Source organism: Kytococcus sedentarius, from assembly GCF_041937525.1.
Taxonomy (GTDB): domain Bacteria; phylum Actinomycetota; class Actinomycetes; order Actinomycetales; family Dermatophilaceae; genus Kytococcus; species Kytococcus sedentarius_A.
Map to the genome: position 1 here is coordinate 349699 of NZ_CP169391.1, position 23555 is coordinate 373253.

Below are 23555 nucleotides of genomic sequence, written 5' to 3' on the forward strand. Positions count from 1 at the left end.
GCTCGCCCACCCGTTCACTCGCCGCCGCGCGACCCCCGCCGGCGCTCCGGCTGCTCCGTGCGGCCACCGCCCGGCTGCCACAGCACGTCACCCTCTGCCCCGGCGGCGCTGCGGGCCAGGATGAACAGCAGGTCCGAGAGCCGGTTGAGGTACTTGCCGGGCAGCACCGACACGCCACCGGTTCCCTTCTCTGCGCCCTCCTCGGCGGGGTCCGTGCCGTGGACCGCCACCGCCGTCCAGGCCGCCCGCTCCGCGCGTCGGGCCACCGTGCGCGCCACGTGCAGGTGGGCCGAGAGCGCGCCACCCCCGGGCAGGATGAAGCTGCGGAGCGTGGGCAGGTCCTCGTTGAAGCGGTCGCAGTCGGCCTCGAGATCGTCGATCCACTCCTGGGTGACCCGCAGCGGCTCGTACTCGTAGCTCGCCCGCAGCGGCAGCGAGAGGTCCGCGCCCACGTCGAACAGCTCGTTCTGGATGCGGCGCACCACCTCGGCGATGTCCTCGCGCTCCAGCGCGTGCAGCATCGCCACGCCCAGGGCCGCGTTGGCCTCATCGGTGTCCGCGTAGGCGACCAGGCGCGGGTCATCCTTGGTGGTGCGGCCGAAGTCGCCCAGGCCGGTCGTGCCGTCGTCGCCGGTGCGGGTGTAGATGCGCGTGAGGTTGACCATGGGCCCAGCCTGTCACGCGGGTCGTCGTGTCCAGCGGGGCCCGCCGGCCGCGCCCGCCAGCCGGCGGCCGGGGCGGCCCACCGCCGGTGGAGCCTAGAACAGCTTGCCCTCGGCGTCGTCCAGCCCCCGCAGGGCGTCGTAGTCCAGCGTCACGCAGCGGATGCCCCGGTCCTCGGCCAGCGTGCGGGCCTGCGGCCGAATCACCTGCGCGGCGAACACGCCCTGCACGGGCGCCAGGTGCGGGTCGCGGTTCAGCAGCTCCAGGTAGCGCGTGAGCTGCTCCACCCCATCGATGCCGCCGCGGCGCTTGATCTCCACCGCGACGGTGCGTCCGTGGTCGTCCTTGCAGAGCAGGTCCACGGGGCCGATCGCGGTCATCCACTCCCGCCGCACCAGGCTCCAGCCCTCGCCGAGGGTCGTGACGTGCTCGGCCAGGAGGGCCTGCAGCTGGGCCTCCACGCCGTCCTTGACCAGTCCCGGGTCCACGCCGAGATCGCGCTGCAGCTCCTCCAGCAGCTCATGGATCTCGATCACCAGCTGGTCACCGGACTTGGTGTGGGTGACGGTCCAGACCCGCTGCACGCCCGCATCGGACTGCTCCTCGCTGGGCTCGGACTCCACCAGCACGCACGGCGGGCTCATCCAGTTCAGGGGCTTGTAGGAGCCGCCGTCGGAGTGCACCAGCACCGAGCCGTCGGCCTTCACCACCAGCAGGCGGGTGGCCAGGGGCAGGTGGGCGGTCAGGGCACCGGTGTAGTCGACCTGGCAGCGGGCAATCACGAGTCGCACGGGCTGCACCCTATGCGAGGGCGGCGGTCGCGGGGACCGTGCGGACGGCGTGCGGGGGATGGGAGAGTGGGGGCATGACGCAGATCGCATCGGTGGGAGTTGTCGGCCTGGGCACCATGGGTGCCGGGATCGTGGAGGTCTTCGCACGCGGGGGCCTGCAGGTGGTGGGGGTGGAGATGACCCCCGAGCTGGCCGAGCGTGGCCGCGGCCTGCTGGAGAAGTCCACCGGGCGGGCCCTCGAGAAGGGCAAGCTGGACGAGGCGGGTCGCCAGAAGATCCTCGATGCGGTGACCTTCACCACCGAGCTGTCCGACCTGGCCGACGTGGACCTGGTGGTCGAGGCCGTGCCGGAGAAGATGGAGATCAAGCACGACATCTTCGGCAGGCTCGACGCCGCCACGAAGCCCGAGGCCATCCTGGCCACGAACACCTCGAGCCTGTCGGTCACCGAGATCGCGGCCGGCACGCAGCGCCGGGACCGCGTGGTGGGGATGCACTTCTTCAACCCCGCCCCCGTGCAGCGGCTGGTGGAGGTCATCCACACCCCCACGACCGACGCCGATGCGGTCCAGGCCGTGCAGGAGCTCGCCTCGCGCCTGGGCAAGGAGCCGGTGGTCGTGGCCGACCGGGCCGGCTTCGTGGCCAACCACCTGCTCCACGGCTACATGAACCGCTCCGGGCAGCTGTACTTCGACGGTGCGGTGAGCGCGGAGGACCTCGACACCGCCATGCACGTGGGGGCCGGCCTGCCGATGGGGCCGCTCACCCTCATGGACATGGTGGGCCTGGACGTCTGCAACGGCATCGGTGGCGTGATCCACTCCCTGACCCACAAGGCCATGCACGCGCCCTCCTACGAGCTGGCCACGATGGTCGAGGCCGGCCTGCTGGGCCGCAAGAGCGGCGCCGGCTTCCACGCCTACTCGCAGGAGGCCAAGGCGGCTGCTGCGGAGACCACCGGCGCACCGGCCGCGGCCCGTGAGGTGTCCGTGGTGGGTGTGATCGGTGCAGGCGGGGCGGCCGACGAGCTCGCCGAGGCCTTCACCGGAGCGGGGCTGGAGGTGCTCCGCATCGAGGAGGCCGGGGACGACCTCTCCGGGCTCTCCCGCGCGCAGGTGGTGGTGGAGGCCGCCGAGATCGTGGAGCCGAACGAGGTGGACTGGGACGAGCTCGACGAGTCCGAGGTCGAGGCCGACGCTGCCCTGGTGGAGCTCGACGCGCTCTTCCTGGAGCTGGGTCGCGTGCTGGAGCCCGACGCCATCATCGTCTCGCTGACGGCGGACTCCACCGTGGACCTCGCGGTCACCAGCGGCCGTCACATGGCCTCGCTGCGGGCGGTGCTCCACGAGGAGACCCCGTACGGGCGCCTCATCGAGCTCGGCCGCATCACGACCACCGCACCCGAGGTGGAGGCCACGGTGCGCGCCCTGGCGACCACGGCGGGGCTGACGCCCGTGGTGGTGCGCGACCAGCCCGGCCTGGTGGTCGAGTGGCTGCTGGTGCCCTTCCTGAACGAGGCGGTGCTCATGGCGCAGTCCGGCTACGCCAGCTCCGAGGACATCGACACCGCCATGGTCCACGGCTGCGGCTACCCGATGGGGCCGTTCGCCCTGATCGACCACCTGGGGGCCGACCACGTGCTCGACGTGCAGTCCGAGCTCTTCGGGGCCACCCAGGAGCCGGGTCTGGCGCCGGCGGCCAGCCTCGTGGACCACGCGGTGCTGGACCTGCCCTTCGGCGCCTGAGCATGGGCAAGGCGCGTCGCCGTGGCGGGGCCCGGGGGAGTGCCCGGGCCCGCCAGTCGGCGGTCTCGCGCGGCCCGGTGGGTGGTGGGCTGGTCCACACACCCGATCGGATCGAGTGGCGCGGTGGCCGCGAGTTCGTGGTGCGCACCCTGCGCGGCAATGCCGAGCATCGCCACTACCGCTGCCCCGGGTGCCACCACGAGGTGCCCTCCTCCTCGGGTCACTACGTGGTGTGGCCGAACGACGGCATGCTCGGGGTGGAGGAGCGCCGGCACTGGCACACCAGGTGCTGGGAGATGGGCTGAGGGCCCCACGCCCGCCGGCCGCATCACAGATCGAGCACAGTCCGTGCACAAGGCCCCGGGTGCCCTACCGGTGGGGGGCCGTTCCCCCTATGGTGGAACCACCGGCCGGACATCCTGGGAAATCCCCGGGGGAGGGGATCATCGCTGACCGGAGCGGTGGCCCGGTCGCACACGAAGGAGAGGACCATGTCCGACAGCTCGCTTCCCATCATCACCCGTCGTCAGGCTGTCACCAGCAGCGCGGCCCTGGCCGCTGCGGGCGCCGCGGGTCTCGCGATGGCCCCGAGCGCATCCGCTGCGTACCGCGTGAACCGCCGGACGCTCCGCAAGGGGGACCGCAACGACGACGTGCTGTACTTCCAGCGCAAGGTCCGCAGTGCCGGCTTCTGGCCGGGCACGCCGGACGGCGTCTACGGTGCGCAGACCGAGCAGGTCGTGTGGGCGGTGCAGAAGGCCTACGGGCTCAAGCCCGACGGCGTCGTCGGCCAGAAGACCTGGCTTGCCGCCATCCGCCAGCCGAACATCCCGGTGAAGACCACCAAGGGCAAGTACATCGAGGTGGACCTGGACCGCCAGCTGCTCTTCTACGTGGTGGACGGGAAGATCCAGCAGGTGCACAACACCTCCACCGGCAACGGCAAGGGCTACTGGTACAACAAGAAGTGGTACCCGCACGCCAAGACGCCGCGCGGTACCTGGCGCAGCATGTGGAACGAGGACAAGGGGTGGCGCGTCGGTCAGCTGGGCCGCATGTGGCGTCCGTTCTTCTTCGCCCCCGGTGGCTACGCCGTGCACGGCTCCACGTTCATCCCGCCGTACCCGGACAGCCACGGCTGCTGCCGCCTCTCGGTGAAGGCCATGGACCACATGATCGCCACCGGCGCCATCCGCTGGGACCGCGACATCACGGTCTACGGCACCGGCCCCAACCAGGACCCGCTGAGCGGCCAGTTCGGTGCGGGCACCTCCGCGGCGCCGCAGCACGTGGTGGAGCTGGGGCTCACGGACGTGCGCAGCACCATCTGAGGACTGACCGCGCTGACCACAGCGCAGCAGGGGCGGGGCATCGCATGCGGCGGTGCCCCGCCCCTGTGCGTGCCGTGGGTGGGCCGCTGGCCCGGTGGGGCGGGGTGTTTCGGGACGTGTCTGGCGGCGGCCTCAGGCGAGCAGGTGGATCAGCAGCCGCGCGGCACCGGCCCAGGCGCACGCCCACAGGATGCTGGCGAACGTGCCGATGATGAAGCGCTCGGACACGGCACTGCTCTTGGCCGTGCGCAGCTCGGGATAGCGACCCAGGCCCTTCACGGCCACCACCAGCGCCAGTGCCGGGGCCGAACCGGCCAGCACGGCGGCGAAGGCGCCGATCCGCTCCAGCAGACCGATCCACCGGCCGCCGGGGAGCTCGATGCCGTCCGGGTCCGGGGACTCCACGTGCGAGAGGAACCAGAGCACCACCGGACTGCCCAGGAAGGCGGCCACCGCCCCACAGAGCAGCACCACGGGGATCACCTGCGGGTCCCACCAGTTCATGCGGTCTCCTGATCGTCGGTCGCACCGCCGGCTGGGGCCGCGCCGCCCAGCGTGGCACAGTCGTCCGCGGCGGCCTCCAGCAGCGTGGCCACCAGCTCGGCGCCCCGCTGGGACTCCACCCACCCGGCGGTGCGGAGGCGCTGGCTGACCGCGCTTGCGGAGACACCGAGCGTGGCAGCCACGTCCTTCTGGGTGGACGCCTGCTCCATGAGCTCGGCGACCTCCCACCCCTCATCGGTCCGTCGCGCCAGCACCGCTGCCCACAGCCACAGGGCCGTCTCGGCCCCGCGCAGGGCGGAGGAGCCCGGGGCGTCCACCGCGGTGTCCACCCCGGCGTTGGCGTCCACGGCCACCGGCTGCGGGCAGCGGTGGCTGCGCTCCACGGCCCGTCGCGCGGCGATGAAGGCCGGTCCGCGGGCCTCGCGCACGGACGGTGCCAGGGGCTCCTCCACCGGGCCGAGCCCGATGCCGATGCGCCACCCGCCGGTGCGGAGCAGGGCCTGCACCACCTCCACGACCGCCGCCCCGGAGGTCACCAGGCCCTGGATCTCGTCGCCAGCCGCACGGTCGAAGGCCAGCCCGCCGTCGGCGGTGGGGGCTCCCGGCAGGTCGGAGAGGACGCCCAGCATCCCGGGCACCGCGTCGGCCCGGTGGCGGGAGGACTGTTGGTCAGCGGTCACGACGAACCGGCGCCCCCGCATCGAATGCTTCAGCGTCCTGCCTTCATTCATGGTGATCAAGGGTACTCCCTTCACCCACGGGACGGGAGTGGGGTGGGTGGTGGTGCGTCTCACCGGGCGGACAGGCGATCTCGCGGCGTGGGTGGGCGGCGCTGTCGGCGGTGCGGCCTAGGGTGGGGCCGTGGCAGATTCCCGCACCCGTCGCACCTCCCAGACCCCCCGCAAGGCCTCGCGCTCCGGTGGGTCCAAGCGCTCTGCCCAGACGGAGAGCCGCATGGGGGCGGCCGGAACCAGGACGCGCCCTGCCGCCAGCACGAAGGCGGCCGGGGGACGGGCGTCCGGCTCTCGCGCCTCCTCGGCCAAGGCGTCCGGGGCCAAGGGCTCCGGCGCACGGGCGGCCGGTGCCCGGGGCGGCAGCAACCGGGGGGGCACCACGCGAGGCTCGACCGGCCGCGGCGGGGCGAGTGGCGCCGGCGGAGGAACCGGCCTCCTCGGCCGTGCGGTGACCGGTCTGTGGAACGGCGTGACCGGCATGGTCGGGGGCGCCGTCCGCAGCGTGGGCGGCTCCGCGCGCGGTCTGGAGCGTGACCACGCCCGCGACGGGGTGGCCTTCCTCCTGCTGGCGCTCGCCGTCATCGTCGCCCTGCGCGAGTGGTGGGGTCTGTCCGGGGCGATGGGGGGCGCCATCCACGCGGTGGCCGCCGGCACCTTCGGCCTGGTGGCCATGGCCGTGCCCCTGCTGCTCGCCTGGGCGGGCGTGCACATGATGCGGCGCCCCGCCGACTCGGCCGACAACGCCCGCCTGATGGTGGGCTCCATCGCCGCCGTGTTCGCCGCCTGTGGCCTCACCCACGCCGTCCAGGGCTTCCCCGACGCCACCAACGGCCTCGCGCAGGTGCGGGCCGGTGGCGGCATGCTGGGCTACCTCATCGCCAACCCGCTGCGGGTGGGTCTCACCGGCATCGGGGCCGTGGTGGTGCTGGCGCTGCTGGCACTCTTCGCGCTGCTGGTGCTCACGGCCACGCCCGTGCACCGCATCCCGGAGCGCCTCGCCGACCTGGGCGACCGGTTGTTCCACACCGGCCACCGGTTGGACGACCCGGACGTGGAGCGGGACTCCCGTGGCCTGCCCCGCCGTCAGCGGTCCGACGAGGACGACGAGGCGCCCACCCGGTCCCGCCGGCGCCGCCGCGAGGTGGTGGACGACGAGACCGTCCCGTTCGACCAGGCCGCCGAGGTGGACGACTCCTCGCGCCGCCCCGTGCGCACCGCCCGTCGCACCCGCAAGGCCGACGTGGAGGGGCAGCCCGAGGCCGGGCGTGCGCCGACTCGTTCGCTCCCGGTGCAGTCCGGCGACGGGTCGGACCCCGCGGACGGTGTGGAGGGGGCAGACGGCGCCGACGCCGCGGCCAGCGGCAAGCCGGTCCCGCGTCCCGGCGCGCGCCCGGGGGCCCGCCCCGGCGCCAGGCCGGGGGCGAAGCCGACCCCGCAGGGCGACAGCGACCCCGTGCCGCCGCCCACCACCCAGCTGCCGCAGCGGGTGGAGCAGCTGGCTCTCTCCGGCGACGTCACCTACACGCTGCCCGACACGGCCATGCTCAAGCCGGGCACTCCGCACAAGGAGCGCTCGGCGGCCAACGACGCGGTCGTGGCGGCCCTGACGAACACCTTCGAGGAGTTCAACGTCGACGCCGTGGTGTCCGGGTTCACCCGTGGCCCCACGGTGACGCGCTACGAGATCGAGCTCGGCCCCGGCGTGAAGGTGGAGCGCATCACCGCGCTGAGCAAGAACATCTCCTACGCCGTCGCCTCGGCCGAGGTGCGGATCCTCTCGCCCATCCCCGGCAAGTCCGCCATCGGCATCGAGATCCCGAACACCGACCGCGAGAACGTCTCCCTGGGTGACGTCCTGCGCAGCGACAAGGCGCGCAACCACACCCACCCGATGGTGATGGGTGTGGGCAAGGACGTGGAGGGCGGTTACGTCATCGCCAACCTGGCGAAGATGCCGCACCTGCTGGTGGCCGGTGCCACGGGCTCCGGTAAGTCCAGCTTCGTGAACTCCATGATCACCTCCATCCTGGTGCGCGCGACGCCGGAGGAGGTGCGGATGGTGCTCGTGGACCCCAAGCGGGTGGAGCTCACCGCCTACGAGGGGATCCCGCACCTCATCACGCCCATCATCACCAGCCCCAAGAAGGCCGCCGAGGCCCTGCAGTGGGTGGTGCGTGAGATGGACCAGCGCTACGACGACCTCGCGAACTACGGCTACAAGCACATCGACGAGTTCAACAAGGCCGTCCGCTCGGGCAAGGTGAAGGTGCCGGAGGGTTCGCAGCGTGACCTGCAGCCCTACCCCTACCTGCTGGTGGTGGTGGACGAGCTCGCCGACCTGATGATGGTGGCCCCGCGCGACGTGGAGGAGTCGGTCGTCCGCATCACGCAGCTGGCGCGTGCGGCCGGCATCCACCTGGTGCTCGCCACGCAGCGTCCGTCGGTGGACGTGGTGACGGGCCTCATCAAGGCCAACGTGCCCAGCCGGATGGCGTTCGCGACCTCGTCGCTGGCCGACTCCCGGGTGGTGCTCGACCAGCCGGGTGCCGAGAAGCTCATCGGCCAGGGTGACGCCCTGTTCCTCCCGATGGGGGCGAGCCGCACCCTGCGTGTCCAGGGTGCCTGGGTGAACGAGTCCGAGATCGAGGACGTCGTGGCCCACGTCAAGGGCCAGCTGTCGCCGAACTACCGCGAGGACGTGCAGCAGGCGGCGCCCAGCAAGGAGATCGACGAGGACATCGGTGATGACCTCGACGTGCTGCTGCAGGCCACCGAGCTGGTGGTGAACACCCAGTTCGGCTCGACCTCGATGTTGCAGCGCAAGCTCCGGGTCGGGTTCGCCAAGGCGGGGCGTCTGATGGACCTCATGGAGTCCCGCGAGATCGTGGGGCCGTCCGAGGGATCCAAGGCGCGTGACGTGCTGGTGCGTCCGGAGGACCTGCCGGCCACGCTGGCGCGCCTCAAGGGGCAGGAGCCGGAAGAGGACCGTGAGGCCCCGGCGGATGGTGGTGGCGACGGCGCAGGTGCCGGCGGTGCCGGTGGTGCCGGTGGTGCTGGTGCCGGTGGTGTGGCTGATGGTGCCTCGGGCGCTGCTGACCCGGCCGTGGACGCCGCCGACGATGCGTACGACGACGCTGGCTATGACGACGCTGCTGGCTACGACGAGTCCGCTCAGCCCGAGGGTGGGCCCGCCCGGGGGAGCGGTGCCGCTGCCGACGGCTCGGTGCGGGGCATGCGTGACCGTTACGCCGGGGTGGACGTCGGGGAGCACGCGGTCTCGTCGGATGACGAGGACGATGACGAAGACGCCTGGCAGCTGACGGGACGCTGATGTACCGCAACACGGTGCGTCCGCCGACGCCGTGGCACGTGAAGGCACGGCGGGGCATCGCCAGCAACCCCTCTGCGGTGCTGCTGGTGGTGCAGCTGCTGAGCATCATCGCCTACCCGTTCACAACGGCCTCCGGGCCGGGGCGACTGGCTCTGGCGCTGTTGGGGCTGCTGGTGCTGGTGCTCGCGCTGCGGGCAGTGCGGCGCACACCGATGCTCACCTGGGTGGGTGTGCTGGTGGGTGGCCCCGCTGCTGTGCTGACCGTGTGGGAGGTGATCGCTCCGGACAACGGGGCGGTGTACCTGGCCTCGATGGTCTTCCACGCGATCTTCTACTTCTACGTGGTGTTCGCCCTGCTGGTGTACATGTTCGCCGACAACTGGGTGACCAGTGACGAGCTCTGGGCCACGGGGGCCACCTTCACCGTGGCCGTGTGGGCCTTTGCGTACACCTACGGTGCGGTGCAGGCGATCTGGCCGGGATCATTCAGTGCCCCCCACGGCGAGGCTCTCAGCTGGTTCGAGCTGATCTTCCTCTCGGCCACCACCATGACCGGTACGGGACTGTCAGACATCGCCCCGGCCGGCAACCATGCGCGCTCGTTCATCATCCTCGAGGAGCTTGCGGGCATGAACTACGTGGCCCTGGTGGTGGCTCGCCTCCTGGGTCTCACCCTGGCCAAGTTCCGCGGCCGCTGAGCCAGCCGCGGGCCAGCACACCCGCAGCCAGCCCGCACACCCACAGCCGACCCGCCCAGCCGGCCCGCCGACCATTCCAACCGGCCGCCCACCCGGCCACCCGGCCGGCCCCCGGGTCAGCCGCAGCCCGTCAGCCGTCCAGCTGCGAGATGCGCCAGCGGCGGCCCGGCTCGTCGCTGAGCACGTCGGCCACGGTGTCCGCAGCCTCCAGCACGCGCAGGATGTTGGCCCCGGCGAGCTTCTCCAGGTCGTCGCGGCTCCACCCGCGGTCGGCCAGTGCGGCGAGCAGGTGCGGGTAGCCGGTGACGTCCTCGAGTCCCTCCGGCAGAGTGGGCGTGCCGTCGTAGTCGCCGCCGAGCCCGATGTGGTCGATCCCCGCGACCTCGCGCAGGTGCTCCACGTGGGCCACCACGTCATCGATCGTGGCCACCGGGGGCGGGTTCTCCTCCAGGTAGCGGTCCAGGAAGGGGTACCACCCGTCGGAGGTCGGCTCCAGTCCGGCCTCACGGGCTGCCGCCTCGCGCTCCAGACGGTGGTCCGCTGCACCCTGGTTGACGAAGCTGGGCACGAAGGTGGCCATGCAGACACCGCCGTTGGACGCCAGGCGGGCGAGCACGTCATCGGGCACGTTGCGGGGGTGGTCGGTCACGGCGCGGGCGCCGGAGTGGGTGAACACCACAGGTGCGCGGGTGGCCGCCAGGGCATCGCGCATGGTGCCGGCCGACACGTGGGAGAGGTCCACCAGCATGCCGATCCGGTTCATCTCGGCGACGACCTCGGTGCCGAAGCGGCTCAGGCCGCCGATGTTCTCCTCGTCGGTGGCGCTGTCGGCCCAGTCGACATTGCTGTTGTGCGTCAGGGTCATGTACCGCACGCCGAGCTCGCGCAGGATGCGCAGCGTGGCCAGCGAGTTGTTGATGCTGTGACCGCCCTCGGCACCCATGAGGCTGGCGATGCGTCCGGCCTTGTGGATGCGGCGCACGTCCTCGGCCGTGTCGGCGAGCTCGAGGCGGTCGGGGAACATCTCCACCAGGGCGCGGACCCGGTCGATCTGCTCCAGGGTCATGCTCACCGCATCGTCACCGGACAGGTCGGCCGGCACGAAGACGCTCCAGAACTGTGCCCCCATCCCGCCGTCGAGCAGGCGGGGGAGGTCCGTGTGGGTCTGGGTGGCGGTGCCGAGGGTTCCTGCGCCGATGTCCGCGACCGTCAGGTCGGTGGACTCCGCATCGGCCTGCGACAGGGCGTGCAGGCGCCACGGCAGGTCGTTGTGACCGTCCACGAGCGGGAACTCGCGCAGCAGGGAACGCATGGCGGCGATGTCAGTCATACGGGACTGCTGCAGGTTTGGTTGACACTTCAGGTTTGGTGTTTCAGGCCGCTTGTGCGGGCCAGTAGATGGTCTCAAACTCGGTCGGGGTGGTCTTGCCCAGGGCTCGCTGGCGCCGCCGGCGGTGGTAGGCCCGCTCGATCCACGTGAAGATGGCTAGCCGCAGTTGCTCCCGGGTGTCCCAGCGACGGCTGTTCAAGACGTTCTTCTGCAACAGCGCGAAGAAGGATTCCATCGCAGCGTTGTCCGCCGAGGAGGCCACACGCCCCATGGACCCGATCAGGCCGTGCCGGTGCAGTGCCGCGACGAAGCGGCGGGAGCGGAACTGGCTGCCCCTGTCGGCGTGGACCACGCACCCGGCGGTGGTGTCGCGGCCCCGGCGGGCGATGGCCATCTCCAGGGCGTCGACGGCCAGCTGGGAGGTCATCCGGTCATTGATGGAGTACCCCACGATCCGCCTGGACCAGACGTCCTTGACAGCGCACAGGTACAACGTGCCCTCACTGGTGGGATGCTCGGTAATGTCGGTCAGCCACAACCGGTTCGGACCCTGAGCGGTGAACTCACGCCGGACCAGGTCGTCGTGGACCGGCGGGCCGGGCTTCTTCCACCGGCCCCGGGTGACCGAGTGCGCTGAGGCGATCTGCCCCTGGTGGCAGATCTTCCACACGCGTCGCTCAGACAGGGCATGGCCGGCCGCGGCGAGTTCGTCAGCGATGAACCGATACCCCAGACCGGGGTCATCGGCGTGGATCTCATAGGCGGCGTTCATCGCGTAGGCATCCACCAGATCCCGGTCGCTGACCGGGTGGGCACACCAGGCGTAGAACGCCTGGGGGGAGAACTTCAACACCCGGCAGGCCACCGTGACGGGGATTCCGTCATCGGCAAGGTCACGGACCAGCGGGAAGGTCATTTTGGGGACTGGCCCAGCTTCAGGTTCGCCTGAGACAGGTACGCCGCTGCTCGGCGTAGGACCTCGTTCTCCTGCTCCAACAGGCGGTTGCGACGCTTCAGGGCACGCACCTCCTCGGACTCGGCCACCGTCACGCCCGGACGGGCGCCGTCCTCGATGTCGGCCTGGCGGAGCCAGTTGCGCAGGGTTGATTCCGAGATCCCGAAGTCTTTCGCCGTCTGCGCGATCGACGCCTCGCCACGACGGGCGACACCGACCACGTCGTCACGGAACTCCTTGGGGTGAGGTGCAGGCATGGCGACATCCTTCCAGCAGGGACCCACGTCCCCACAGATCAGGTGTCAACCAAACCCTCAGCAGTCCCTACGGCCATTGTGCCCGGTGTGTGTCCCCGGCAGCGGGGGAGTGGGCAGGCTGTGCCGGGGTGGCCGGGTCGTGTGTCTGGAGTCGGGTGCTCCAGGGTTCGCCGGGGCGTCGCCAGGTGAAGCGGATGGTGGCGTGCCCTTCTGCGTCGTGGGTGATGGTGTGTTTGAGGCGGGGGTCGTCCATTTGGCGGTGGTGTCTTCCGCACAGGGGTATGCCGTTGGAGAGGTCTGTTTTGCCTCCTCCGGGGTGTAGGAGGGTGCCGTCGGGTGCGTAGACGGAGCGCCAGGGGTCGGCGTGGTGGATCTCGCACCACGCGAAGGGCCGGTCACAGTCCTCCTCCGCGCAGGAGTCGTATGTGGTGGCGAGGGCTGCTTTTTGGGATTCGGTGAAGGATCGTCGTTTGCGTCCGAGGTCCAGTGGGACTGATGCGCCGTTCATGACGATCGGGATCAGGGCCGCGTTGCTCGCCAGCCGGCGGACCTGTGCGGCGGAGACGTCCTGGCCGGTGTCGGTGATCCCGACCCGGTCGGTCTGGCCCCGCAACGTGTCCAGGTCGGTGGTGACCAGCAGGATGGTGTTGATCTTGGGGTTCAGGTGGTCGGTGGGCAGGTGGTCGATGAGCTCGGCCAGTGCCTGCCCGCGCTGCTGGTCACGCAGCTCCCGATCGAACCGGACATCACCCGTCCACGCAGAACCGGTCGCCGTGTTGCCGCTGCCCGCCGTGCTGTTGGCGTTGGTGTGGCGGCGGGGGCTCGTCATGGAGTCCAGGGCCTTCTTGAGCATCTGGGCCTGCAGGGCCGGCAGGGTGAACTGACCGAACCAGGTGCCGTCGTGGTTGTCGCGCATCCACAGGCGGGTGGCGTCCCAGGCGGCTCGTTCCTCGGCGTGGACGAGCTCGTTGTGATGCGCATCGACCTCCTCCACCGGGAGGTCGAGGGCTTCCAGAGCTCGCTTGGCGGCCTTCCCCAGGCGGGTGGGGTTCATCTGCTCGGCCTTGGCGACCAGGTCCACCTCGACGGTGTGCCGTTGTTCGGTGGTGAGGTGGTCGGGGAGGTCGTTCAGTGCGCGGGTGATGATCAACGCGTGATCCCGCGTGATCAACCCCGCGTCCCACGCAGCCGCCGTCGGCGTCTGCACCAGCCCACTGGTAGGACTGCCGCTGCTGTGGCCACCGTTCAGCAGTCCCGGACCGTCGCTGCCGGGACCGCTCGGTCCGCCTGTCGAGCCCGCACTGTCGCTGCCGGCACCACTGCCGGGGCCCGGTGGGGGTGTGGGTGTGTGGTTGCCCAGGGCCTTGGCCAGGTCAGCATCCCTGCCGGCCTGGGCACGTCGTGTCCGGGTGCGTCCGGCGGTGAACTGGGCATCGTTTTCGTGGTGCGCGTTCCCCACCTCACGGGTGACACGGACGACGTCCAAGGCGCGGACCCGGAGTCGGTCGTGCTTGTTGCTCAGCGTCTGGACCTGCTGCAGGAGTCGTTCGAGGTAGGCAGTGTCGAGCTCCTCGGGGTGCTCACCCAGGCGTGCCATGGCGGCCATCAGCTCAGTAGTTGCCGCATCGGCCTGGGCCAGGGCCGCGTCCATCGCCTCCCGCGGTCCCAGCTCCGGGACGTCGTCAAGGGTCGTCGTGCCGTCAGGCCCTACATGCCGGGCGACCCCTACATGCCGGGCGACCGCCTCACCCGCGGCAACGCCGCCCTTGGCCGCAGACACTCCCGGCGCAGCGGGCGCCGCGCGGAGTCCATCGAACAGGTCGTCCATCGCGCGCCCCCTTCCCCGGGTCGAATGCGTCAGATCTGAGTCAGATCCCGGTCAGATCCCCCTGCCTGACCAACTACCCCCACCCTAGTACAAACGATCGCACACCGCAACCCTGAACTAGAACATGTGGACGAGCACCCACCACGCGGAAGCTCACCCCATCGACCTGTGGACAACCCACTCAAGGAGGGTGCGCGAGATCACTGGGCAGGCCGCGCCGGTGTTCCGAGCGGCTGGGACCGGCAGACAGCTGGCCCGCGCGGCCCGCCCGGCGGCCGAGGCCGCACCGCGCCGCGCCGCGCCGCGCCCCACCCACCACCACCGTGTTCCGTCACACACCCCGCCCGAACCGGCTCCGCGAGACCCTCCCCACCTGCGCGGGCGCCTACCCTAGTGACATGAGCTCCACCACCACCGACCGCGGCACGGCGCCCGACACCGAGCGCCGCAGCGTCCACATCGCCACCCTCGGGTGCACCCGCAACGAGGTCGACTCCGAAGAGCTCGCCGGTCGCCTGGCCGCTGCCGGCTGGGAGCTCGTGGACGAGGCCGATGGCGCCGACGTCACCGTCGTGAACACCTGCGGCTTCGTGGACCAGGCCAAGAAGGACTCCATCGACGCGGTCCTGGACGCCCACGACCTCAAGGAGGAGGGCCGCACCGGCGCCGTCGTGGCCGTCGGCTGCCTCGCGGAGCGCTACGGCAGCGAGCTCGCCGCCGAGCTCCCCGAGGCCGACGCCGTCCTGGGCTTCGACTCCTACGCCGACATGTCCTCCTCCCTGCGCGCCGTCCTCGCCGGCCACTCGCCCGAGGCGCACACCCCCGGTGACCGCCGCAGGCTCCTGCCCCTCTCGCCGGTCGCCCGCCAGGGCAGCGCCGCCAGCGTCTCCCTCCCCGGCCACGGCACCGCCTCCGCCGAGGATCTCGCCGAGGCCGGACTCACCGTCGCCGATGACGATGCGGTGACGCCCGTCGAGCCGGCCGACGCCACCCTGGCGGCTCCCGCCCCCGCATCGGGCCCCTCCACGATCATCCGCCGCCGCCTCAACGACAAGCCCTGGGCGCCGCTGAAGATCGCGTCGGGCTGCGACCGCCGCTGCTCCTTCTGCGCCATCCCGGCCTTCCGCGGCGCCTACCTCTCCCGTCGCCCCACCGACGTCCTGGCCGAGGCCCACTGGCTGGCCGAGAACGGCGTCAAGGAGGTCTTCCTCGTCAGTGAGAACACCACCTCGTACGGCAAGGACCTGGGCGACCTCCGCCTGCTCGACGCGATGCTCCCCGAGCTCGCGGCCGTCGACGGCATCGAGCGCGTCCGCGTGAGCTACCTGCAGCCCGCCGAGATGCGTCCGGAGCTGCTGCGCACCATGGTCGAGACCCCCGGCGTGGTGCCCTACTTCGACCTGTCCTTCCAGCACGCCTCCGGTCCGCTGCTGCGCCGCATGCGGCGCTTCGGCGACGCCGAGGGCTTCCTCGGCCTCATCGACCAGGTGCGCACCGCCTCGCCCCAGGCCGGCCTGCGCTCCAACGTCATCTGCGGCTTCCCGGGCGAGACCGAGCAGGACGTGGAGATCCTTGCCGACTTCATCACCCGCGCCCAGCTCGACGTGCTCGGCGTCTTCGGTTACTCCGACGAGGACGGCACCGAGGGGGAGAAGCTCGACGGCAAGCTCCCGCAGGAGGTCATCGACGAGCGTGTGGCCCACATCCGTGACCTCGCCGAGGAGGTCATGGCCCAGCGCGCCGCCGACCGCGTGGGTGATGCGGTGAGCGTCCTGGTGGAGGAGCTCGAGGACGAGGGCGAGGCCGGCACCCAGGTGGTCGGCCGCGCCGAGCAGCAGGGGCCGGAGGTCGATGGGGTGACGATCCTCGTCGACGCCGCCGGCGCCCCCGCACCGGCCCGGGTGGGCGACATCGTGCGCGCCACGGTGGTGGACAGCCAGGGCGTGGACCTGGTCGCCCGCATCGAGGAGGGCGCCGCGTGACCACCTCCCAGGGCGCCGCGCCCACCCCGGAGGCCACCGAGCCCAGCCCGTGGAACATCGCCAACGCGCTGACGGTGCTGCGGATCCTGATGGTGCCGCTGTTCGTGTGGCTCGTGCTGCGCGACCCCGGGGCCGGCGGCGACCACCTGGAGCTGTGGTGGGCCTTCGCGGTCTTCGCCCTCGCGGCCATCACCGACCGCATCGACGGTGAGCTGGCACGCAGCCGCAATCTCATCACCACCTTCGGCAAGATCGCCGACCCGATCGCCGACAAGGCCCTCATCGGCTCGGCGCTCATCTGCCTCAGCGCCATCGACCTGCTGCCGTGGTGGGTGACGATCGTGATCCTGGCCCGCGAGCTTCTGATCACCGTGGTGCGCTTCGTGGTGATCCGCTACGGCGTGATGGCGGCCAGCCGCGGCGGCAAGCTCAAGACGGTGCTGCAGTCGGTGGCCGTGGGTCTGATGCTGATGCCGCTGGGTGGCGTGGTCGCGACCATCGCCTGGGTGGTCATGCTGGCCGCCGTGGTGGTGACGGTGGTGACTGGTATCGACTACCTGCTGGACGCCCGTCGCCTGTGGGTCAAGGGCCGAGCGCGCCCGTGACGCACCCGGTGGCCAGCGCGCGCGGGTTGTCCTCGCAGGCGCTGGCGCGGCGCGTCATCGAGGAGCTCACCCGCCGCGGGGAGACGATCGCCGTGGCCGAGTCCCTCACCGGGGGACTGGTGTGTGCGGCGCTCACCGACGTGCCCGGCGCCTCGGTGGTGGTGCGCGGCGCCGTGGTCTCCTACGCGACCGACCTCAAGGCCTCCGCCCTGGGCGTCGATGCGGGGTTGCTCGGCCGCGAGGGACCGGTCCACCCCGCTGTGGCCGAGCAGATGGCCGCGGGTGCGGCCCGGTGGGCCGGCGCGGACTGGGGCGTGGCGACCACCGGGGTGGCAGGGCCCGGCCCGGCCGACGGCCACCCGGAAGGCACGGTGTTCGTGGGCGTGGCCCGCGCGGGCGCCGGGGAAGCCCCGGGGCAGCGCGCCGGGGAAGCCGCCGAGCAGCCCGCCGGGGAACAAAGTGCCGTCCACAGGGCGTTCCACTTCCCCGGGGACCGCGATGCGGTGCGCGGCGCTTCTGTGGAGGGGGCGCTGCAGGAAATTCTCAGGCAACTAGACTTCACTGAACCCCTCGGGGACACGACGCACTGACAGGTGGCCCCCGAGGATCCGATCCGACCCACGAGACGCAGGAGGCGCGCATGGTGATCATTCGACGCGAGGTCGGCGACGTCCTGCGTGAGCGCCGCCGGCACCAGGGCCGCACCCTGCGCCAGGTGTCCTCGGACGCAGCGGTCTCCCTGGGCTACCTCAGCGAGGTGGAGCGTGGGGAGAAGGAGGCCAGCTCCGAGATGCTGGCCACCATCTGCCGGGCCCTGGACCTGCCGGTCTCCCAGATGCTCAACGACGTGGCCGTCCGCGTGGCCATCGCCGAGGCCGAGGAGGCCGTGAACGTGCCGGACTCGCCGGCCAACATGCCGCTGGGTGGCCCGCCCGAGCAGGTGCTCCGCCCGACGCCCGTCGGCTGACCCGGTCAGCACAGACGCCCGATCAGCCCACCACGCCCTCCCCGCCGCATGGCGGGGAGGGCGTTCCGCTGGGGGGCTCAGCTCCCCGGCGCCTGGCAGGCCGGGCAGTGGAACATCACCCGGTCGGTGGGCGCGACGCCGATGGGGTCCACCCTGATCGCCGTCCCACAGCGCAGGCACGGACGGTCGGCCCGCCCGTGCACCCACGTGGTCTCCCGCAGCGTGTCCGGCGTGGTCCGCTGCACGGCCCGCGCACAGTTCACGGTCATCGCCCGCCGCGCCGTCTCCACGATGCGGGTGAGCACCTCATCGGGCAGCTCACCCACGGTCGTCCACGGCGAGATCCGGCGCAGGAAGAGCGCCTCGGCGGCATACATCGTGCCGATGCCGGCCGCGATCCGCTGGTCCAGCAGCGCCTCCCCGATGGGGCGCGCGCCCGCCTGGGCGTAGCGGGTCACCACGCAGTCGGGATCCCAGTCCGGTCCCAGCAGGTCGGGTCCGAGGTGGCCCACCAGCCCGTCCTCGGCCCGGGTGTCCACCAGGTCCAGCATGCCCAGCGAGGTCCCCACGGCCACGTGCTCGTCACAGGCCAGGACCGCCCGGGTGGTGCTGGGGACCCGCCGGGGCCCGGGAGCGGGATGCACCCGCCAGGACCCCTCCATGCGCAGGTGGGAGTGCAGGGTCAGGCCTCCCTCGATGCGGTGGAGCAGGTGCTTGCCGCGCGAGACCACCTCCAGGGTGCTGCGGCCGGTGAGGTCCACCGTGGCCAGCGAGGGCCAGCGCAGGTCCGTGCGCGTGAGCTCACGCCCCGCCAGCGCCAGGTGGAGCCGGCGTGCGGTGCGCCAGACGGTGTCGCCCTCAGGCACGACGCCACCCCTCACACACGGAGCCTCCAGCCCTTGGGGGTGGCCCCGAATCCCGCGGCCTCCAACGCGGCCACCAGGGGTGATTCGCTGCGCAGGGCGGCCTCCCCGTCGATCGTCTCCACCGAGAGCCCGGCGATGCGTCGTTCGCGCACGGCCTGGGCTGCCACCTCGGCGGCCTGCTGCAGGGCCCCGGGATCGGCCGTGAAGGTCAGGGCCGTGCGACCGCCTCGCTCCCACCACACGGTGGGCACCCCTGCCACCAGGGCCACGAGGGCCCCGGCCTTCCGCGCCGGCCGGTGGCCACCGCCGGTGGTGCCCGGCCAGGGAAGCGCCGCGCCGTGCACCACCGCCGGGTCGCAGGCGCTCAGCAGCCGCGCAGTCACCTCCGGCTGCTCACCCCGCAGCAGGTCGACCGCGCCCGTGGTGGCGAACTGGGCGGCCCCCAGTCCGTCCACGAAGTAGCCCCTCCGCACCCGCCCGGCGTCCTCGGCGGCCGCAAGCACCTTGTACAGCGCCGCGAACCCGCCGGCCACCTCCTCGGCGGCGACCGCCCCGCGCGTGACCACGCCGTGGCGGTCCAGGGCCACCTCGGCAGCGGTCACGGCCCGCACGGTGGCGTCCGGGTCCCGCTCCGGCAGCACCGACCACCGGCCCGCCAGCACGTCCGGGGTGGACACCGGGCGGTCCCGACGCACCGAGGCGCCACCGAGCCCCCGCAACGATGCGGGGCGCCCCGACAGTCGCGCGCGCCGCGCCCGGGGACGGGTCTTCTGCGTGGTGCGCCCACCGGCCAGGCGGGCCCGCACGGGCGCGAAGGTGTCGCACGTGGCCCGGCCCGAGCCCACGAGCTCCCACACGGCCTCGGTCCACTGCGTGTCGGTGGTCAGCTGCACACGGTCGTCGGCGTCCGGCACGTCCGCCCGGTCGGCCTGGTGCGCCGCGCGGAGGTCCGCCCACCGCATGGCGCCCCGCGTGGCCAGGAGCGTGCCGACGTGCTCGGCGGCCCGGTCGACCCCCTCGGCCACCACCGGCAGGGTGGCCGGCGCCTGGTCGGCGGGGTGGAACGAGACCCACAGGTCGTCGCCGGCCAGCAACCCGTGCGAGACCCACAGGAACTCCCCGCTGGCCAGCAGCTCATCCAGCATCGCGGGGGAGTAGTCGCGCACCCGGGCGGGCAGCACCACGCTCTCCACCGCGCTGGCCGGCAGCACCGCGCCAGTGAGCTGCTCCAGGGCACGCGCCACCCCATCGACGCCGCGGGCCGGCTGCTCCAGCCCCTGCCAGCGCACCACGAAGCGGGCGAAGTCGTCGCCCTCCACCGGCTCCACCTCGGCCCGCAGCGCCGCCAGCGACCGGCGTCGCAGACGCCGCAGCACCTCTGCGTCGCAGAAGTCGGGTCCCACGCCGTCGTCACTGTCCCGGCCGCCGAGGGCACTGGGCAGCAGGGCTCCCTCGGCCATGCGCCCGGAGCGGACCAGCTCACGGAGCGCCGCCACCACCACTGCGCGACCGAGCCCGTAGCGCTGCGCCACCTGCTCGGCGGTGAACGGCCCGTGCGTGCGGGCGTGGCGCACCAGCAGGTCGGTCAACGGGTCGTCACTGACCACCATCGCGGCCTGCGGCAGCCCCGGCGGCACCGGCACCCCCAGGGCGTCGCGCAGCCGGGCCACGTCCTCCACCACCGCCCAGCAGGGCCGCCCACCCACGGGGACCCGGACGATGCGGCGCGCGGCCTCCAGCTCGGACGCCCACCCCATCGGATCGCCGTCGGGCGCGCTGCGGGCGGTGAGCTCCTCGTCGTCCAGGGGGCCGAGCACGCGCAGCAGGTCCGTGAGGTCCTCGGCGTGCCGGGCCCGGCGGTCCTCGGCGGTGTGCTGGAGCTCGGCCTCGGTGTCGGCCACGGCCTGCGGGTCGAGCAGATCGCGCAGCTGCGTGCCGTCCGAGCGGCCCAGCAGGTCGGCCAGCAGGGTGGGGTCCAGGGCCAGGGCGGCGGCCCGGCGCTCGGCCAGCGGCGAGTCGCCCTCGTACAGGAACTGCGCCACGTAGCCGAACATCAGGTTCTGTGCGAAGGGGCTGGCCGTGGGAGTCTCCACGAAGGTCAGCCGCACCTGACGCCCGGCGAGCTGCCGCATCAGCGTGGTCAGCGCGGGCACGTCGTAGACGTCCTGCACCACCTCGCGGACGGCCTCCAGGACGATGGGGAAGTCCGGGTGCCCGGCGGCCACCTCCAGCAGCGACGCGGCGCGCTGGCGCTGCTGCCACAGCGCCTGACGCCGGTCCGGGCGACGCCGGGGCAGGAGCAGGGCGCGGGCCGCGCACTCGCGGAACCGGGAGGCGAACAGGGCCGATCCGCCGATGAGGGCGGTCACCTCGTCGTGCACCTCATCGGGCTCGATGGCCACCAGCTCCGCCAGGGCGGCGTCCAGGGAGCGGGCGTCGAGCGTCATCGTGGGCGTCTCGGGCACGGGGCCGTCGGGTCCGGTCAGGCCGTCGGGCCCGGTCAGGCTCTCCCCGCCGGGGACTGGCACCGCATCGGGCACCGACCACGCGTCCCACCCGCCCAGGTCCGGCAGCCGCAGCACGATGCCGTCGTCGGCGTGCAGCGCCTGCACGTCCACTCCGAAGCGCTGCCGCAGCCGCTCGGCCAGCACCAGCGCCCACGGAGCGTGCACGGGTGAGCCCCAGGGGGAGTGGATGACCACGCGCCAGTCGCCCAGCTCGTCGCGGAAGCGCTCCACCACCACCGTGCGGTCGTCAGGGACGGCGGTGGTGGCCTCGGCCTGCGCGGCCACGTGCGCCATCACGTTGTCCACCGCCCAGTCGTCCAGCCCCCCGGCCGCCAGTCGCTCGCGGACGGCGGCCTCGTCCGTGGTCGCCAGCTCACGCACGAACGCTCCGAGGTGCCCGCCGAGCTCCGCCGGCCGGCCCAGCCCGTCACCGCGCCAGAAGGGCAGCTTGCCGGGCTGGCCGGGCGCCGGCGTGACCAGCACCTGGTCGTGCGTGATGTCCTCGATGCGCCAGGAGGAGGTCCCCAGCGTGAACACGTCGCCCACGCGCGACTCGTAGACCATCTCCTCGTCCAGCTCGCCGACGCGCCGTCCCGGACCGCCACCACCGGCCAGGAAGACCCCGAACAGCCCCCGGTCCGGAATGGTCCCGCCGGAGAGGATCGCCAACCGCTGCGCGCCGGGGCGGGCGGTCAGCAGGTCGTCCACGCGGTCCCACACCACACGGGGCCGCAGGTCGGCGAAGTCCTCCGAGGGATAACGCCCCGAGAGCATCTCCAGCACGGACTCCAGCACCGCCCGCGAGAGGTCCGCCCAGGGTGCTGCACGCCGCACCAGACAGTGCAGATCGTCCACGGACCAGTCGTCCATGGCGCACGCCGCCACCACCTGCTGGGCCAGCACGTCCAGCGGGTTGGCGGGGATGCGCAGGGCCTCGATGCCGCCGACGCGCATCTGCTCCACCACCACGGCGGTCTCCAGCAGGTCCTGGCGGTGCAGGGCGTGGAAGCTGCCCCGGCTCACCGCGCCCACCTGGTGGCCGGCCCGGCCCACCCGCTGCAGACCGCTGGCCACGCTGGGCGGGGACTCCACCTGGATCACCAGGTCGACCGCGCCCATGTCGATGCCGAGCTCCAGCGAGCTCGTGGCCACCACGGCCGGCAGGGTCCCCGCCTTGAGGGCGTCCTCGATCTCCGCACGGTGCTCCTTGCTCACCGACCCGTGGTGCGCGCGGGCCAGCACCCCGGGAGCGCCCCGCGACGCCCCCGCCTGCGCCATGAGCTCGGCGGGTGCCCGCTGGGGAGGGTCCTCTGCGACGCCGGCCCGCTCGGCATCGCCCTGGACGGTGCCGGCCCGCTCGGCCCAGATCTCGTTCAGCCGCGCCGTCAGCCGCTCCGCGGACCGCCGCGAGTTGCAGAACACCAAGGTGGAGGTGTGCCGCGCGATCTCCTCGACGATGCGCTGCTCCACGTGCGGCCAGATGCTCGCCCGGTCGCGCGGGTCGGCCCCCGCCACCTCCGGGGACAGGTCCGCCAGGGTGAGGTGCTCCGGCAGGGCCAGGTCGTCCTCGGCGGGCGCCACCCCATCGGTCTCGTCCGGGCGCGCGTCCTCGGCGGACGCCACCTCATCGACACCGGCGGGGGAGACCTGGGGCGCCGTGGCGAGGTCCGCCATGTCCGGGACGTCGGCGTGCACCGAGAGCTCCCAGGCCTTCTGGACCGGCGGCTGCACGATCGTGACCGGGCGCCCACCGGTCAGCCAGCGCCCCACCTCGTCCACCGGGCGGACCGTGGCCGAGAGCCCGATCCGCTGCGCCGGCGCCTCGAGCAGCGCGTCCAGCCGCTCCAGGCTGAGCGCCAAGTGTGCCCCGCGCTTCGTGCCCGCCAGGGCGTGCACCTCATCGACGATGACGGTGGTGACCCCGGTGAGCTGCTCGCGGGCGCGGGAGGTGAGCAGCAGGTAGAGCGACTCCGGCGTGGTGATCAGCACGTCGGCACCCCTGCTGGCGAAACGGCGACGCTCTGCAGCAGGCGTGTCACCCGAGCGCACCGAGACCCCCACCCGGGGCGCCGTGACCCCCAGCCGCGCCGCGGCGTGACCGATGCCGGACAGCGGCGCCGCGAGGTTGCGCTCCACGTCCACCGCCAGCGCCTTCAGCGGCGAGACGTAGATGACGCTGCACGGCGCCTCCGGCGGGCGCCGGTCGGGTCCGGGGACGAAGCGGTCCAGTGCCCAGAGGAAGGCCGAGAGGGTCTTGCCCGACCCCGTCGGCGCCACCACGACCGTGTGCTCACCCCGGCTGATGGCCTCCCAGGCCCCGGCCTGGGCGTCCGTGGGCGCCGTGAAGTTCGCCTCGAACCACGCCCGGGTGGGAGGGGAGAACCGCTGCAGCAGGTCGTCTGACATCACGGCTCAGCCTGCCACCGTGCACCGACAGCCTGCGCGTCGGGGATCATGGGGC

At 72.5% G+C, this 23555-nt stretch carries 17 protein-coding genes and 1 pseudogene; 9 read left to right on the forward strand and 9 right to left on the reverse strand.

Annotated elements, in window-relative coordinates:
* Positions 1-14 precede the first annotated feature (14 nt).
* The gene (locus tag ACEY2A_RS01690; protein WP_374929154.1) at positions 15-665 is read right to left on the reverse strand and encodes a cob(I)yrinic acid a,c-diamide adenosyltransferase; all 651 of its coding nucleotides are present in this window, start codon (positions 663-665) and stop codon (positions 15-17) included.
* Between the two features lie 93 nt (positions 666-758).
* Positions 759-1454, reverse strand: a complete 696-nt coding sequence (gene nucS, locus ACEY2A_RS01695) for an endonuclease NucS (RefSeq protein WP_374929155.1) — start codon at positions 1452-1454, stop codon at positions 759-761.
* Between the two features lie 74 nt (positions 1455-1528).
* Between nucS and ACEY2A_RS01700 the strand changes: the two genes are divergently transcribed.
* From ACEY2A_RS01700 to ACEY2A_RS01710, 3 genes are all read left to right on the forward strand, one after another.
* Entirely contained in the window at positions 1529-3199 is a 1671-nt protein-coding gene (locus ACEY2A_RS01700; protein WP_374929156.1) for a 3-hydroxyacyl-CoA dehydrogenase family protein, read from the forward strand.
* Positions 3200-3201: 2 nt separating this feature from the next.
* On the forward strand, positions 3202-3504 hold the full coding sequence (locus tag ACEY2A_RS01705) for a hypothetical protein (protein WP_374929157.1): 303 nt from the start codon (positions 3202-3204) through the stop codon (positions 3502-3504).
* A gap of 186 nt (positions 3505-3690) precedes the next feature.
* Entirely contained in the window at positions 3691-4530 is an 840-nt protein-coding gene (locus ACEY2A_RS01710; RefSeq protein WP_374929158.1) for a peptidoglycan-binding protein, read from the forward strand.
* Positions 4531-4662: 132 nt separating this feature from the next.
* Here ACEY2A_RS01710 and ACEY2A_RS01715 read toward each other — a convergent pair whose 3' ends face one another.
* Both ACEY2A_RS01715 and ACEY2A_RS01720 read right to left on the reverse strand, forming a co-directional pair.
* On the reverse strand, positions 4663-5034 hold the full coding sequence (locus ACEY2A_RS01715; RefSeq protein ID WP_374929159.1) for a hypothetical protein: 372 nt from the start codon (positions 5032-5034) through the stop codon (positions 4663-4665).
* On the reverse strand, positions 5031-5765 hold the full coding sequence (locus tag ACEY2A_RS01720) for a hypothetical protein (RefSeq protein WP_374929160.1): 735 nt from the start codon (positions 5763-5765) through the stop codon (positions 5031-5033). The genes ACEY2A_RS01715 and ACEY2A_RS01720 overlap by 4 nt, the downstream gene beginning before the upstream one ends.
* A gap of 130 nt (positions 5766-5895) precedes the next feature.
* Here ACEY2A_RS01720 and ACEY2A_RS01725 point away from each other — a divergent pair, with 130 nt between their 5' ends.
* Together ACEY2A_RS01725 and ACEY2A_RS01730 are read left to right on the forward strand one after the other, a co-directional pair.
* Complete coding sequence (locus ACEY2A_RS01725; RefSeq protein WP_374929161.1) at positions 5896-9099, forward strand: DNA translocase FtsK 4TM domain-containing protein; 3204 nt, start codon at positions 5896-5898, stop codon at positions 9097-9099.
* Positions 9099-9797: an ion channel gene (locus ACEY2A_RS01730; protein WP_374929162.1), complete on the forward strand. Its 699-nt coding sequence runs from the start codon at positions 9099-9101 to the stop codon at positions 9795-9797. Before ACEY2A_RS01725 ends, ACEY2A_RS01730 begins: the two co-directional genes overlap by 1 nt.
* Before the next feature lie 130 nt (positions 9798-9927).
* Here ACEY2A_RS01730 and ACEY2A_RS01735 read toward each other — a convergent pair whose 3' ends face one another.
* The 3 genes and pseudogenes from ACEY2A_RS01735 to ACEY2A_RS01745 all read right to left on the reverse strand — a co-directional run bounded on the left by ACEY2A_RS01735 (position 9928) and on the right by ACEY2A_RS01745 (position 14167).
* Positions 9928-11127, reverse strand: a complete 1200-nt coding sequence (locus ACEY2A_RS01735) for a dipeptidase (RefSeq protein WP_374929163.1) — start codon at positions 11125-11127, stop codon at positions 9928-9930.
* Positions 11128-11170: 43 nt separating this feature from the next.
* Positions 11171-12339: pseudogene (locus ACEY2A_RS01740) on the reverse strand (IS3 family transposase).
* Positions 12340-12406: 67 nt separating this feature from the next.
* Positions 12407-14167: a DUF222 domain-containing protein gene (locus tag ACEY2A_RS01745; protein WP_374929164.1), complete on the reverse strand. Its 1761-nt coding sequence runs from the start codon at positions 14165-14167 to the stop codon at positions 12407-12409.
* Between the two features lie 398 nt (positions 14168-14565).
* On the opposite strand from ACEY2A_RS01745, the gene rimO reads away from it, so the two are divergent.
* From rimO to ACEY2A_RS01765, 4 genes are read left to right on the forward strand one after another with little or no spacing between them, the layout of a single operon-like run.
* Positions 14566-16149, forward strand: a complete 1584-nt coding sequence (rimO, locus tag ACEY2A_RS01750) for a 30S ribosomal protein S12 methylthiotransferase RimO (protein WP_374929165.1) — start codon at positions 14566-14568, stop codon at positions 16147-16149.
* On the forward strand, positions 16146-16754 hold the full coding sequence (gene pgsA, locus ACEY2A_RS01755; protein WP_374929166.1) for a CDP-diacylglycerol--glycerol-3-phosphate 3-phosphatidyltransferase: 609 nt from the start codon (positions 16146-16148) through the stop codon (positions 16752-16754). Before rimO ends, pgsA begins: the two co-directional genes overlap by 4 nt.
* Positions 16751-17344, forward strand: coding sequence for a CinA family protein (locus ACEY2A_RS01760; RefSeq protein WP_374929167.1), 594 nt, complete (start codon positions 16751-16753; stop codon positions 17342-17344). The genes pgsA and ACEY2A_RS01760 overlap by 4 nt, the downstream gene beginning before the upstream one ends.
* Before the next feature lie 50 nt (positions 17345-17394).
* Positions 17395-17721 (forward strand): helix-turn-helix domain-containing protein, encoded by a 327-nt coding sequence (locus tag ACEY2A_RS01765; RefSeq protein ID WP_374929168.1) that lies wholly within the window; start codon positions 17395-17397, stop codon positions 17719-17721.
* Between the two features lie 77 nt (positions 17722-17798).
* On the opposite strand, the gene ACEY2A_RS01770 is transcribed toward ACEY2A_RS01765, so the two are convergent.
* Entirely contained in the window at positions 17799-18587 is a 789-nt protein-coding gene (locus ACEY2A_RS01770; protein WP_374929169.1) for an Fpg/Nei family DNA glycosylase, read from the reverse strand.
* An 11-nt stretch (positions 18588-18598) separates the two neighbouring features.
* On the reverse strand, positions 18599-23500 hold the full coding sequence (locus tag ACEY2A_RS01775; protein ID WP_374929170.1) for a DEAD/DEAH box helicase: 4902 nt from the start codon (positions 23498-23500) through the stop codon (positions 18599-18601).
* Positions 23501-23555 lie beyond the last annotated feature (55 nt).